The 14,279-nt window shown below is 68.6% G+C and carries 10 protein-coding genes; 6 read left to right on the plus strand and 4 right to left on the minus strand.

The window, feature by feature from the left end:
* Positions 1–78: 78 nt before the first annotated feature.
* From LXT21_RS22220 to LXT21_RS22230, 3 genes are all read left to right on the plus strand, one after another.
* Positions 79–1,338 (plus strand): Tat pathway signal protein, encoded by a 1,260-nt coding sequence (locus LXT21_RS22220; protein WP_254040177.1) that lies wholly within the window; start codon positions 79–81, stop codon positions 1,336–1,338.
* Positions 1,339–1,393: 55 nt separating this feature from the next.
* Positions 1,394–4,462, plus strand: a complete 3,069-nt coding sequence (locus LXT21_RS22225; RefSeq protein ID WP_254040178.1) for a phospholipase D-like domain-containing protein — start codon at positions 1,394–1,396, stop codon at positions 4,460–4,462.
* A gap of 230 nt (positions 4,463–4,692) precedes the next feature.
* Positions 4,693–5,595: a serine protease gene (locus LXT21_RS22230; protein ID WP_254040484.1), complete on the plus strand. Its 903-nt coding sequence runs from the start codon at positions 4,693–4,695 to the stop codon at positions 5,593–5,595.
* Between the two features lie 211 nt (positions 5,596–5,806).
* Here the strand turns inward: LXT21_RS22230 and LXT21_RS22235 are convergent, their stop codons facing one another.
* Positions 5,807–6,055, minus strand: coding sequence for a hypothetical protein (locus LXT21_RS22235; protein WP_254040179.1), 249 nt, complete (start codon positions 6,053–6,055; stop codon positions 5,807–5,809).
* Positions 6,056–6,410: 355 nt separating this feature from the next.
* Between LXT21_RS22235 and LXT21_RS22240 the strand changes: the two genes are divergently transcribed.
* Positions 6,411–7,232 (plus strand): hypothetical protein, encoded by an 822-nt coding sequence (locus LXT21_RS22240; protein ID WP_254040180.1) that lies wholly within the window; start codon positions 6,411–6,413, stop codon positions 7,230–7,232.
* A gap of 70 nt (positions 7,233–7,302) precedes the next feature.
* On the opposite strand, the gene LXT21_RS22245 is transcribed toward LXT21_RS22240, so the two are convergent.
* Entirely contained in the window at positions 7,303–8,433 is a 1,131-nt protein-coding gene (locus tag LXT21_RS22245; protein ID WP_254040181.1) for a class I SAM-dependent methyltransferase, read from the minus strand.
* Positions 8,434–8,625: 192 nt separating this feature from the next.
* Here LXT21_RS22245 and LXT21_RS22250 point away from each other — a divergent pair, with 192 nt between their 5' ends.
* Complete coding sequence (locus tag LXT21_RS22250; RefSeq protein WP_254040182.1) at positions 8,626–10,416, plus strand: ATPase; 1,791 nt, start codon at positions 8,626–8,628, stop codon at positions 10,414–10,416.
* Positions 10,417–10,424: 8 nt separating this feature from the next.
* On the opposite strand, the gene LXT21_RS22255 is transcribed toward LXT21_RS22250, so the two are convergent.
* On the minus strand, positions 10,425–11,216 hold the full coding sequence (locus tag LXT21_RS22255) for a WbqC family protein (RefSeq protein ID WP_254040183.1): 792 nt from the start codon (positions 11,214–11,216) through the stop codon (positions 10,425–10,427).
* Between the two features lie 139 nt (positions 11,217–11,355).
* On the opposite strand from LXT21_RS22255, the gene LXT21_RS22260 reads away from it, so the two are divergent.
* Positions 11,356–13,416 carry a sensor histidine kinase gene (locus LXT21_RS22260; protein ID WP_254040184.1) on the plus strand — a complete coding sequence of 687 codons (2,061 nt, stop codon included), beginning with the start codon at positions 11,356–11,358 and terminating at the stop codon, positions 13,414–13,416.
* 9 nt (positions 13,417–13,425) lie between these two features.
* Here LXT21_RS22260 and LXT21_RS22265 read toward each other — a convergent pair whose 3' ends face one another.
* Positions 13,426–14,217: a phytanoyl-CoA dioxygenase family protein gene (locus tag LXT21_RS22265; protein ID WP_254040185.1), complete on the minus strand. Its 792-nt coding sequence runs from the start codon at positions 14,215–14,217 to the stop codon at positions 13,426–13,428.
* Between the last annotated feature and the right edge of the window lie 62 nt (positions 14,218–14,279).

The raw sequence follows: 14,279 nt of genomic DNA on the forward strand, positions 1-14,279 counted from the left end.
TGGGCTCACCGTGGGGAGCCGTCTCGGCACGCGGCTGGCAATAGGAGGCGCACCCTCCTCGACCCGGACGGAACTGGCATGCCGAAGGACGTCTTCACCGTGTGTTTCTGTGGAACCGGCTGCGCGCGTGACGAGGGCGAGGAGACCCGGTACTGGGAATACAAGACCTCGATCGTCCGCTTCTTCGCCAAGAACGAGCGTCAGCTCAAGAGCGACAAGGACATCTTCGATCCACAGACGGGCTACATCCCCGTGCGCCTTCACCGGGAGATCTCCGGCACGCGGCTCGACACGGACCTCAGCGGCACGGTGCGAGGCGTGGGCGAGAACGACTGGTTCGATCAGATGGACGCCTGCGACCCCCTGCTCAGCTCCCTGCAGCTGACGCCCGGAGCGCTGCGCAGCTACGTGTCGGGTTACTCCTCGGGCAACCAGCGCGGCATGCTGAACCAGGGGCTGGGGTGGGCCGACGCCGCGCTCGCGTTGCATGGCGCGAGCCTCGCGGCGGCCAGCGGCGCCAAGCAATACAACTTCATCGGACACAGCCGCGGCGGGGTCGAGGCCATCATGGCCGCGTGGTTCATCCATGCCTACGGGGGGGAGGCGTGCCGCGACATCCCCATCAACATCTTCGCCATCGACCCCGTCCCCGGGACGGGGCAGTGGTACAGCATCCAGACCCAGCTGGCCCCCAACGTCGCCAACTACGTCGGCGTCTACGCGTGGGACCACCTGGACGCGGGCTTCAGCGCGGTGATTCCCCGCCCCAACGCCCGGATGACCGGACAGCAGGCCCACCAGGACATCGAGGCGCGCGGGCTGGGGAGCACCTGGTCGTCGCTCGCGGACAACCGCCAGCTCCCCGACCCCCTCGTCCGTCAGCCGCTGCCCCAGCCAGAGGGCTACAAGCTCTACGCCATCCGGGGACGCCATGGCACCGTCGCGGGCATCTACACCACGGACGGGCTCTATGACGCGTCCAAGGTCAACGGCGACGTCGGCGCGGTCCCCCGGCTCGTCTACAAGATGGCTCGGGGCTACCTGACGCAGTGGGACACCGTCTTCCAGACGCGAAGCCGCGTGCGCGAGGACGTCAAGTCACTGCGCAAGCGGATCCACACGGCGCACTCCCACTTCGACACCATGGCGCTCGGAGAGGTCCGCACGTCCCGGCTGCCCTTGCGCCAATCCGTGCGGCGCGTCTCCTCCATCCACGGCAGCCTCAACTGGGACCGCTACTACCTGGAGGACGTGGTGGGCACGCCGCCCTACAACCTGACCTATCCCTGCACCATCGAGCAGGCCGGGGGCGGGTGGATCGACTGGACCTTCCTGTGAGCCCGCGCGGCCCCCGAGACATCGCAAATCCCTCCAGGCGTGGAGCTCGACGACGATGAGCAAGATTGACGAAGTGATGGCCGTGGTGCCCGAGAAGTACTTCACGCACGTGAGCCATGATTGTTATGTGCGGATGATGGACACGCCCCGCATCTGGGGGTTGCCCTTCGGTCCGGAGATCATGCAGGAGGCCCGGCGCCGCACCAACGAGTTCGAGCGCGCCCTGGTGGAGGTCCTCCAGAAGACGCGGTTCCGGTGCGACGTGGCCTCGCTGAACAGCCCGGACCCCGCCTGGGCGAAGATCATCCTGGGGGCCATCGACACGGCGATGATGGGCAACCAGCGCAGGCCCATCCAGATCCGGTTCCTCTTCGGGCAGACGCCCATGCTCTTCAAGGACGGCACGTCGCCCAACCTCATCGACTTCCAGGGCGCGCTGATTCGTCTGGTGCGCTCCCGCAGGGAGGCCTGGGGCGCGGTGCCGGAGATCTGGATGGCGAAGTTCTTCCGCCTCCAGCATGGCTTGATGTCGGGCTTGTCCGCCTTCGTCGGCGCGTCCCTGCCGTCGTGGCTGGCGCCAGACTCCGACGACGACTTCACGAAGATGACGTGGAACCACTCGAAGATCGTCGCCTCGGATGGCGCCGAGGCGCTGGTCGGCGGGCACAACCTCAACATGGACCTGTTCACCAGCTATCCCCCCGTGCACGACGTGTCCGTCGTCATGCACGGCGCGGGGGCCCTGGGCGCGCAGCGGTTCCTGAACAGGATGTGGTCCTGCAAGACGGACGTGGTGACCAAGGAGCTCCTGGACCCGGACACCCTGACGTGGGTGACCCGGGACGACGACAAGGCGGAGGTGCGAAGGCCCCTGGACCCGCTGGAGCTGAAGGCGGCGCAGGACCTGCGCGCCCAGCGCTTCGAGCTCTTCTCGAAGCTCCATCTCGGCGGCCTGCCGGTGGACAGTCCCCGCCCTCGCCGCCGCATCGGCATGGCGCCGTTGGACACCGTCTGGGAGGAGGAGCGCGACGAGGACCTCGTGCCGGACCTCATCCGTCAGGACGACCTCCAGACCCTGAGGGACCTCGAGGCGCCCGTCTTCGAGGAGGACCGGACCATCGGCTACGCGGGGTTGGGGGAGTACAAGCGCGCCAGCCGCGTGCTGTCCATCGGCAAGCACTGGTCCGGCCCGGACATGGAGAACGACTACGAGAAGGCGTCCGAGCTGATGAAGGAGACGCTCATCAAGGGCTGCACGAGCATCCTGCGGCTGTCCCAGATGGACCTGGTGAGCGCGTGGAAGAAGAAGTGGTCCTCACACGTCGTCTGTCATTGGATCATGGAGGCGTTGATCGCCCGGCCGAACCTGGTGGTCCAGGTCGTGGTGTCCCCCCTGGACGCGGGCGCGGGCGCGGAGGGGGACCAGTACTCGTTCGGTTCCGGGGCGTGCCGCACGTTCGAGCTGTTCCAGTACTACATGGCGAGGACGCTCGAGGACGAGCTGCGAGCGGACGCGGAGAAGCGGCTGCGTGCCCTGGACCGCCTGCACATCGCGCCGTTCTATTACACGGACGTCCCCAGGGACATGACGCGGGAGGGGGAGTCGTACTTCTGGCCGAAGCTCACGCCCGAGGGCTTCACCGCGACCTTGAAGCAGAAGGCGCTCTCCGAGGTGCCGCCGGTCAAGGGCATCATCGGCAACGCGGTGGAGTCCGTGAAGAAGGCCAGTGGCGCCATCTTCGACAAGGTCCCCTCGGCGCCGGGCAATCACTCCAAGATCATGATCGCCGATGACCAGGCGTATGTCGTCGGCTCGGACAACCTCTATCCAGGCTTCCTCTCGGAGTTCAACTACCTGGTGGAGGGGCCGAGCGCGGTGGGGGACATGCTGCGCACCTACTGGGAGCCGCTCTGGTCCTTCTCCGGCAAGCATTGCGTCAATCCCCGCTGTGACGGGGGCTGCAAGACGCTCAAGAACCCGCCCGGTCCCCGGGGGGGCCGTGGGCTGATGTCCGAGCAGCCCGCGAGCAGGTTGTTGATGGGCATGGGGCATGGGAGCCCGCTGCCGCGTCCCGAGCTCTTCGGCGGCCGCACGCCAGGAGGCCTCCAGTCCACCTCCTTCTTCGCCAGGAAGAGCGTGGGCCAGGATTGGTCCGAGCCGCTGCTGAACGACCACAACAGGGGGAGGGTCCTGCGGGTCGATCTGCGCGCGCCGCCGGACCTGATGGAGATCCTGAAGAAGGACGAGGAGACGGCGAAGAAGGAGAAGGAGGAGCGCGATCGCCTCAAGCGCCTGAACCCCGTGTCCGCGCCGACGCCCTCCACGGGGACGACACAACAGACCGGCTCCACGACGACGGGCGGGTCATCACCCTCGACGCAGAGCCCGGCCTCCAGCTCCTTCGAGAACCACGACAAGATCGAGGGGGCGCACTTCTACACGGACCAGCAGATCGACACGCTGCTTCGCCACTACCTGCGTGGCGTGCCGAACGTGGTGGTGCTGCGCGGCATCAACCTCTACGTGCTCAATCGCATCGCGCCGGACACGTATGACGAGGCGCTCCAGGGACTGGTCGCGGATGCTCCGCCCCGTGTCATCATCCAGCCCTACAACATCAATGGCAATCACTGGGGGCTCATCTACATCAAGGTGGCGCCCCCGGCGCGAGGTGTCCGGGGCCAGGCACGCGTGCTCTTCGTCGACCCGCTCGGTCCGCAAGGTGTCCCCAACCTGGGCTCGCTGCGGCGCGCGTTCCCGGACCTGCTGGTCGAGCGCTCCGGCATCCGTTACCAGGACGACGTGATGGGGAGCCACAAGGATGGCCAGCACAGCTGTGGTCCGTGGATCATCCAGATCGCGCGGCATCTCGTCGCGAACGATGGGGCCCTGCCTCCCACGGCGCGCCATCCTCGCGACGCGGCCATCGGGTTCCGCAGGGAGCATCAGCAGGTCCTGGACAACCTCAACCAGCAGCTCATGGACGAGTTCGTCGTCGTGGACGACTTCGACGAGTCGCCCAAGCCCTCGGTCAAGAGCGGGGACCTCCCGAAGCCACCGTCTCCCGTCGACACCAGCAAGAAGGGCAATGACTTGGACGAAGACGATTTCGAAATCGTCTGAATCCGGAACGGCCGGGTGCGCCACACGCGACGCCCATGACCGCCCGAGGAGCCACGCAGCGGAGAGTCCCGCTCCTGGGCTGACGCGTCAACCCAGGCCGCTCCGGGAGCGCATGACGTGTCAGCGATGTCCCGGGTCGGGGCTCGCGCGGGGCGCTCCCTCTGGGGGGCCCCTGGTTCACGCATTGCAATCCTCCGGTTCACCTGGAACTGGAGGATGCATTGCGTTTCGTGAGTCGCGTGGTGGTCGCGGTCGGGCTGTTGGGGTGTGGTGGTTCGGAGCTGGCGGTGCCCGAGGACATGGGGCAGGGGGCCCAGGAGATCGTGGGCGGCGTCGAGGCGCGTCCTGGCTCGTGGCCCTGGATCGTCAGCCTGCAACGGGGCGGGAGCCATTTCTGCGGTGGCAGCCTGATTCGGGTGGGCAGCATGCAGGAGACCGACATCGTCCTCACCGCCGCGCACTGTGTCGTGGAGGGATACGCGGGTGTGACGGTGGTCGCGGGAGCCCACGACTTCTCCCGGCCCACGTCCACGCAGGTGGCCGTCCGTGTGGAGAGGGCCGTCTCTCATCCGCAATACAACCCGGACACGACGAGGAACGACATCGCCGTCCTCAAGCTCGAGCGCCCCATCCGCATCGGGGGCACGTGTGGCGAGCCCGCCGTGCCCCAGCGCCCCAACCTCTCCGCCGTGGTGTCCCTCAACGCCGCGCTGAGCGTCCAGGCCGTGTGTCTGCCGGCCGTGGGCGCAGAGCTCGCGGAGGGCACCATGGCGTCCATCGCGGGCTGGGGTCTGACGCGGGAGGGGGGCTATGACACCTCCAGCCTCCTGCTGCAGGTCGATGTTCCCATCGTCGGGGACAGGGCCCTGGCGAAGAGCTATCAATCGCAAGGCATCGTGATCGACGGCCCCACGATGCTGGGCGCCGGGTACGCGCAGGGGGGCAAGGACGCGTGCCAGGGGGACAGCGGAGGGCCGCTGGTCGTGAGGTCAGGGACGAAGTACGTGCTCCACGGCATCACGAGCTTCGGCGTGGGCTGCGGGAGGCCGGGGCTTCCCGGCGTCTACACGCAGGTCTCCAGCTTCCTGCCGTGGATCCAGGCGCGAATCGCCGCCCTCAGCACCGTCCGGTAGCCGCGGCGCCAACGGGTCACCCGATGCGGCTCGCCATTCGCGGCGCGTAGTGACGCACGACCGCCTGGAGAGGGTGGACTCCCGGCCGTCGAGCCTCCAGGTCATCGCGCGATGAAATCGCACGGCGTGTCGGGGATGGAGGGCGCGGTGTCTGGCTTTACCACGACGGTCCCCCGCGACGCGGGGAACCGTGACGGCGCGGATGCGGCGACTAACAGGCGTTGCACTCGGTGATGACGTAGGGCGTGACGTCCTCCGTCTCCGAGCACGCGCTCTCACCGCAGCCGCAGGTGAGCGTCAGCACGTGCGTCGTGTACGTCGCGTCGGCGAAGTAGTGGAACGTGCACGCCTGGGGCTCCAGGGACTCATGCGCCTGTGCCCGTGTCGCATACGTCAGCTGGCCGAGAAACAGCATTCCGGGGATGGCCAGCAACAGCGCGCCGAGCGGTAACTTCTTCATGGTGTCTCCAGGTGGAAACGACGAGGAAGCAGGCAGTCTGTCGGCTCCCGTGAGCCCTGCCCATGTCTTCCTGGTAGGGCCGCTCCGAGTCGCACTTTGTGTATGAGTTCTGCCGGGAAATATTCTTTCCATCCGCGTTGATCTCTGCGATGGGTCCGATCCGCTCCGAGTCTGGGGCGGGGTGAACCCAGATCACCCGATTTCCGCGAAAAATGCAGTCGGGTTGCGATATTGCGGGGCCGCTGGATATAGTTCCCGCAGAGCGACGAATATGCAGATCAGTACACCTGGTGCGTCCCGGACCCACTCCATGGAACCAGCATCCCGAACGGTGACCCAGGTTTCACGGCCTGTATTGCGCACCGTCCTTCACGAGGCATTGGAGAGCCACCAGGGAGGTGAGGTGGTGGTGAAGTCCGCCAGCATCTCCGGGCGGATCTTCGTCGTCGGCCAGAAGGTTGCCTGGGCGGTCCTGAACGGGCCCGGCGTGCAGAACTTCTCGTCGGTGCTGATCCAACAGCAGCTCGTCACGCGTGACGATGTCGAGCAGGTCATGACGGAGTGCCGCAAGAGCGGCGGCAACTTCTGCGAGGTGTTGGTGTCGTGGGGGCTGGTGCCGCGCGAGACGTTGCGCGACCTGCTGCGCGAGCACATGGCCAGCCACGTCCAGGCGCTGCTGGCGGTGCCGGATGCCCAGGCGCTCTTCGTTCCCCAACCTCGCACCTACTCCAGCCAGCTGACGTTCACGCTGGAGGAGCTGCTGCAACCTGTCGAGCAGCACACCACCCACCCCCCAGTCGAAAGAGAAGTCATGGCGAACGTGAAGCAGACCCTGGAAGAGACACTGAAGATCGAAGGCGCCTTCGCTGCGTGCCTGGTGGACGCGAAGAGCGGCATGTGTCTGGGCTCCCAGGGTGGCACCCCGGCCTTCAACATCGAGACGGCGGCCGCGGCGAACACCGAGGTGATGCGCGCCAAGATGAAGGCGATGAATGTCATTGGCCTCAAGGACAAGATCGAGGACATCCTCATCACGCTCGGCGAGCAGTACCACATCATCCGGCCGCTCTCGACGCGGGACGGTCTGTTCTTCTACCTCGCGCTGAACCGCGCCAACGCGAACCTGGCGATGGCCCGCTTCAAGCTGGCGGACATCGAGAAGAGCCTGACGCTCTGAGACGGTCCACGTCGGCGCCCGGCTCCTCGTTGGAGCGGGCGCCGACTCGGGACTCACGGGCGCGAGCCGTCTAGCGGCGCTTGACGAGCACGACACCGTCCTGGTGCGCGCCGTGGACCTTCTGGAGCAGCTCGCGGACCTCGAAGAAGCGCGCCCACTTCGTCCGGATGTAGTCCGCCTTGAAGAAGGTGTGGATGTTGTGGAAGGGCGAGGGCATGTAGCGCAGCACCACCCGCTCGGAGGGCATCGGCTGGTCGAACCACGCCGAGGACACGGGCTGGGTGTCGGACTCCAGGCTGCGATACGGATGCAGGGTGAGGTCTCTCCGGATGGGGTGGTCCACGTCCCGGGCCATGGCGTCCCAGGTCCGCTCCGTGTGCAGGGAGATGAACGCGACGCCGCCCGGCTTGAGGACACGGCGGAACTCCATCAGCCACGACTCCTCGAACTCATCCATGTGCGTGAAGACCGAGCCACAGAAGATGAGGTCGATGGACGCGTCGGGGATGGGCAGCGTCGGGACGATGCTGGTCTGGAAGAAGAAGCCCTTGGGTGACAGGTACCGGTTCATCCACCGGATGGCGTTCGAGTAGATGTCCGAGCCGAAGACCTCCGCCTTGGGGGCGTGCGCGAGGAAGTGGCGCAGCACCCGACCCGACGAGCAGGCGAAGTCGAGGAAGCGGAAGTGTCCCTCCGGGTCGATGCCCGCGGACTTCAGCAGCCCCTTCAAGAACAGGTAGTCGCTCAGCCCGTTGAGCCAGTAGCTGACGTGCTGCTCACCGAAGTAGTGCGCGCGCTCCTGCATGGGCGGGAGCGGGGAGGTGTCCGCCGCGACGTAGGCCTGGAGCTGTTCCTCGGAGAGCGCCTGGAGCAGGCGGGTCTGGACGGTGCCGTCATCGCCGAAGAGGCCCTTGGCGACCTGGGTGAGCGACTCGCCGCCGTGCTTCTCGCGGAGCAGCTCCGCGACGGGCGGGAGCGCCACCTTCAGGGGCCGGTCCGGCAGCGTCCAGACGGCGCTGGTGAGGTCCGGAGCGGGGGCCGGAGCGGGCTCGGGCGCGGGGGGCGACGCGACGGGTTCGGGAGCCACCGCGGGAGGTGGCGGCTCCAGCCAGGGCTTCAGGCGATGGATGAAGTTGCGGGCCGCGGACTTCACCAGGGGCTTGAGATGCTGAGACAGTGCTTTGTGTGTCTGATTGAACATGTCGTTTGCTATCCGGCCCCTGGTTCGAAAGCGGCGCAGTTGACCGCCGCGAATCGCAAAAAGCAACCTGTCACAGGCCGCCGTCGCGCGAGCAGCCGCTGCTCGGAGTGACGCTCTTGCGACCGGTGCCGCCTCGTCGTCCCCCGTCATTTCGGGTAGGCTCGCTGGCGAACACCCTGGAGCGAGCACCGAATGACCCTGTTCAGGAGGCCGTCCCCCCCGACGGCGGGTGAGTCGAGCGACGATTCGAGTCGCAGCACCACCCCCACGGAGACGCCCGCGCAGTCCGACATCCTCAGCTCACCCCCTCGGCCCCGCAGCGGGTTGGCCGGCGCGTCCCCTGGGCTCGGTGAGCGCAGGCCCGGCGCTCCCATGCGACCCCAGGCCCCTGCGTCGAATGAGCCGGAGTTCCCCACCGAGCGGCGCACCGCTCCTCCCGGCCAGGGCGCCGAGCGCCGTCCTCCCCAGCAGTCAGGCCCGCTTCCTTCCGTCATCGTATCGAACCCGGAGGGCGCCCCTCGCCGGCCTCCCTCCGCCGCTCCAGGCGCCCCGGAGCGCCGTCCCCAGGCCGCCGCGGCCCCGGGCGGCGCCGAGCGCAGGACCGTGCCCCCACCTGCCTACGGAGGCCCGGAGCGCCGCTCCGCCGTCACCGGCTCCCGTCGCGCGCTCGAGTCGGGCGGCCCCGGGGCTCCGGACCGCTTCTGGCCCACCCAGCCTCGGGACTTGTCCGAGACGGGGCTCACCGCCACGTTCGTCGAGGAGCTGGTGCTCAAGGCGCTGTTCTTCGCCGGCGAGATGCGCGGCATGGACCTGGCCAGCCGCCTGCAACTGCCCACGTCGATTGTCGACGACATCATCGAGGGCCTGCGCCGCCAGAAGTACGTGGACATCCGCGGCGGCGGCGCGTCCGGCGTGGGCAAGTCGACGATGATCTACCAGCTCACGCCCTTCGTCACGGACGTGCTCCGGCAGATCACGGACCGCAACCGCTACAACGGCCCGGCGCCGGTGCCCTTCCAGGAGTACGTGGCGGCGGTGAAGCGGCAGACGGTGCGCGGCAATCGCATCACCCGCGCGCGGATGCAGGACAAGTTCGGCGACCTCATCATCCGCGACTACATCTACGACGGCATCGGCCCGGCGATGAACTCCGGGCGCGCCATCTTCTTCTACGGGCCGCCGGGCAATGGCAAGACAGCCATCTGCCAGGGCATGGTGAACTGCTTCGACGGGGACATCTTCATCCCCCACGCCATCCTCATCGACGACTTCGTGGTGCGCGTCTTCGACAGCAACCTCCACAAGCCCGTGGAGGAGGAGGGCGCCCCCTCGTACGACAGGCGCTGGGTGCGCTGCCGGCGGCCGCTCGTCGTCGTGGGCGGTGAGCTGACGCTGGAGATGCTCGACCTCGTGTACTCGCCGGAGGTGAAGTACTACGAGGCCCCGTTCCAGATGAAGGCCAGCAACGGGATGCTCCTCATCGACGACTTCGGCCGGCAGAAGGTCTCCCCCAAGGACCTGCTCAACCGGTGGATCGTCCCGCTGGAGAGCGACATCGACATGCTCACCCTGCACACCGGCAAGAAGCTGCAGGTGCCCTTCGATGTGTTCGCCGCCTTCTCCACCAACCTGGACCCCAGCGCGCTCGTGGACGACGCCTTCCTGCGCCGCGTCCGCTACAAGCTGGAGGTGCAGCGCCCGGACGAGGAGCAGTTCCATCAAATCTTCGAGGTGATGTGTCGCAAGCGCGGCGTGGCCTACAACGCCAACGCGGTCGAATACCTCATCGAGCAGCACTACCGGCCCACCGAGCGTCCCTTCGCGGCCTGCCAGCCCCGCGACTTGCTGGACCAGGTCATCGACATGTCCCACTACCTGGGGCAGGAGCCGCGCCTGGACCCGGCGCTGCTGGACGCCGCCGTGCGCAGCTACTTCGTGCGCTTCGACAAGGCCGCGGAGACCACCGCGGCCTCCGCGGACTGACGCACCCTTCAGCGTCCCTCGGGGGGCGCCGGCGCGAAGGGGCCCCACGGCGAGGGCTCCAACCACCGGCGCACCTCGTCCACGGGGACGTTGGACAACACGTCGACGATGGACATCCCCTGCACGAAGCGCCCGTCGCGCCCCTGCGCGTAGGGCGGGTGGCCGAAGCGCTGCCACAGCACGCGCACGTCCGCGCTCCGGAACAGCCCCACCTGGAGGTACAGCGACGAGCCCAACCCCGAGTAGTACGTGTGGGCCTTCAGCTGCCGGCAGTACTCCACCAGCCGCGCCGACTTCTCGTCGCCCTGTTTCTCCAGCGTGGACGCCAGGAGGATGCGCGGCGACAGCCCCAGCGGCGCGTGGAAGAGGGCGGTGCTCGCGAGCAGCACCCGCAGGAGCGAGCCGGGGCCCGCCTCCGCCGCCACGCCGTCATAGAAGGGCTCCAACAACGGAAGCACCTGGGTGGCGAAATGGGGCCGCCGCCCGTACAGCGTCACCAGTTTGTCCAGGTGCTTGCGCGCCCAGGGCTGACGCGAATCCACCGCCAGGTCCGCGATGAGTGTGTCGCGATGTGGGTCCTCCAGCGGAATGGACAGCCATTGGAAGCCGGGCTCGGTGGGCGGAGGTGTGGGCGCGTTGGCGGGGAGCGCCACGCGCGTCCTGCGCTGCCAGCCGCGCCGCAGCCATTGCACGTTGTCGAGCACCAGCAACGTGTCCGCGCGCGCCGTCTGCTCGTAGAAGTCCACCCAGGGCAGGTAGTGGGGTTGCTCGGCGACGACGACTCCTGGACTGCCCGGCACGCACGGCCTCTTTTCCGCTGAGACGTCCTGGGGTGGTGCGGCCCCTCACTGTCGGACCGGACGCGGTGGATTGCTTCTGCTGCTAGATTGTAACATTCCAAAGCCGGTCAGGGACCTTCGCCGAGGTGGAAACGAACGGATGAAGTACCTGTGCATCAGCGCGGACCCGCATCATCCCGTCGCGGAGGAGCTCCGACGTCAGGGGCAGGACGTGCTCGTCCGGGCCGAGGCGGCGGAGGCGGACGCGGAGCTGGTGCACGGCCGTGTGGACGTGCTCATCGTGGAGGCCGCGTCGCTCGCGCCGGATGCCCGGTGGTTGGATGCGCTGCGGGGGCGCGCGCGGCCCGAGGAGCCGCTGGTGCTGGGGCTGTGCGACGAGGCGACGGACGAGGCGCTCGCGCCGCTGTTGTCGGCGGGCGTGGAGGAGTTCCTCGTGGCGCCCTTCCACGCGGTGGAGGTGCGCGCGCGCAGGCTGCTGCTCGAGCGCCGCGCGGCGCGGCGTCGGCAGATGCAGAGCACCCAGGCGGCGGCGCGCGGGGAGATGGAGCGGTTGGCCTCCATCATCCAGACGCAGGCGGACGTGGCGCTGGCGGGGTTGGACCTGTCGGAGGTGATGGGCCTGCTCTGCGAGCGCGCGCGGGTGTTGTGCGGCGCGGACGGCGCGGCGGTGGCGCTGCTGGAGTCGGGCTACGTGGAGTACCGCGTGGCCACCGGCAGCCTGCGGCCGCACATGGGCTTCCGGCTGAGGGTGGAGGGCAGCCTCACCGGCACCAGCCTGCTGCGCGGCGAGGTGATGCGCACCGACGACACCGAGGACGACGTGCGCGTCAACGTGGTGGCCACGCGGCAGGTGGGCGCGCGCTCCATGGTCTGCGTGCCGCTGTGGCGCGAGGCGCGGCCCGTGGGGGCGTTGAACCTGACGTCGCACCTGCCCAACGCGTTCGATGACCGGGACGTGCGCACGCTGGAGTTGATGGCGGGCCTGTTGGGCGCGGCCATGGGGAACGCGGCGGAGGCCTCGGAGCGACATGCGTTGATGGAGGAGCGCGCGGAGGCGCTCGCGGCGCTGCAGGAGTCCCAGGCGCTGTTCGCGGCCTTCATGAACCACAGCCCCGCGGTGGCGTACATGAAGGACACGGAGGGGCGCCGCGTCTGGGTGAACGAACCCTACCGACGCTTCTTCGGCCTCGCCGATGGCACGGACGTGGAGGGGATGGACGACGCGCGGCTGATGCCCGCGGCCTCGGCGGAGCACGTGCGGCGCGAGGACCAGGCGGTGCTCGCGTCGGGGGAGCCCAGCGCGACGGAGGGCATGATTCCCGCGCCGGATGGCTCGGAGCGGCATTGGCTCACGTACCGCTTCATCGTGCGTGAGCACTCGGGGCGGCGGCTGCTGGGCGGCGTGTCGTTGGACGTCACGGACCGCAAGGCGATGCAGGCGCAGCTCGTCGTGTCGGACCGGCTGGCCGCGGTGGGCACGCTGGCGGCGGGCGTGGCGCATGAAATCAACAACCCGCTGGCCTTCGTGCTCTCCAACCTGTCGTTCCTCTCCGTGGAGCTGCAGAACGTGACGCGCGAGCTGCCTCCGGGGCGCACGTCCGAGATGGAGGAGGTGCTGCGCGAGGCGGTGGATGGCGCGCACCGGGTGCGGCAGATCGTCCGGGATTTGAGGACCTTCTCGCGCGGGGACGACGAGGTGGCCACCGCGGTCAACCTCCAGGCGGTGCTCGAGTCCGCCATCACCATGGCGCGCGGAGAGCTGAAGATGCGCGCGCAGATCATCCGCGACTTCGGCGACGTGCCTCCGGTGGAGGGCAGCGAGGGCCGCTTCGGTCAGGTGTTCCTCAACCTGCTCATCAACGCCGCGCACGCGATTGCGGAGGGCAAGCCGGAGCAGAACGAGGTGCGCGTGGTGCTGCGCGCCTCGGGAGATCGGGTCATCGTGGAGGTGAGCGACACCGGCGTGGGGATGACGCCGGAGGTGCGCGCGCGCATCTTCGACCCGTTCTTCACCACCAAGCCCGTGGGCGAGGGCACGGGCCTGGGGCTGTCCATCTGCCACGGCATCGTCACCGGCTTCGGCGGCGACATCTCCGTGGAGAGCGAGGTGGGGCGGGGCAGCACCTTCCGCGTCTCCCTGCCGGTGGGGCACCGCGCGCGCGCGTTGGGACGTCCCCCTCCGTTGCACCTGGTGGGCTGAGGCCGACGCTCAGTCGCGTCCGTGGCGGAACAGGGGGTGGAACACGCGGGGCGCCTTCTTCTTGCGCACGCAGCGGGTGTCCGCGCTCATGTAGCAGGCGGAGAACGCGCGGCGGCGGAGGCCCGGGCGGCCACGGCCGGAGCGGTGCCACAGGTGGTTGTGCACCAGGATGACCTCGCCCGCGAGCGCGGGGAGGGGCACCGCGCGGCGCTCCGCGTCCTCGGCGGCCACCTGGTCCGGGGGGATGACGCCGCCCAGCTCCGTGACCAGTCCTCGCCGGTGACTGCCGGGCACGACCTCCAGGCAGCCCCCGTCCTCGGGGGCGTCATCCAGCGCGGTCCACAGCTGGAGCTCGGGCTCCTGGGTGAGCCCCCACAGCCGACCTCCGTCCTGATGCCAGGGCAGGTTGCTGCCGCCGGCCTGGCCCTTGTGGAAGAGGATGGCGCGATACAGGACGATGTCGCCGGGGATGCGCGCGCGGACGAGGCGCTCGAACAGAGGGTTCTCCATCCACGCGAGGAAGCGCGCGTCCTTCTCCAGCTTCTCCAGCTTGCGGTAGTCCAGCGAGGGCCCCTGCCAGCCGAGGCCCAGGGGCGCGTCCTCGTAGCGTCCGGTGGTGGCGTCCGGCTGGAAGAACATGCCGGGGTAGACCACGCGGCCGAGCATCAGGTCGTCCGCCCGCTCGCGCAGGGCCACGAGGCCCTCCTCGCCCAGCACCCTCCCCAGCCGGGCATAGCCATGCTCGGCGTAGTGCGCGAGCACCGAGGTGAGGTCGAGCGCCTGCGCGTCGTCACGAAGCATGCGCCCTCATACCTCGGACCTCGCGGTGGAGGGAGTGTGACGACAGGGCTCCGGACACGCGC

Origin of the sequence: Myxococcus guangdongensis, assembly GCF_024198255.1 — a bacterium.
Classification (GTDB): domain Bacteria; phylum Myxococcota; class Myxococcia; order Myxococcales; family Myxococcaceae; genus Myxococcus; species Myxococcus guangdongensis.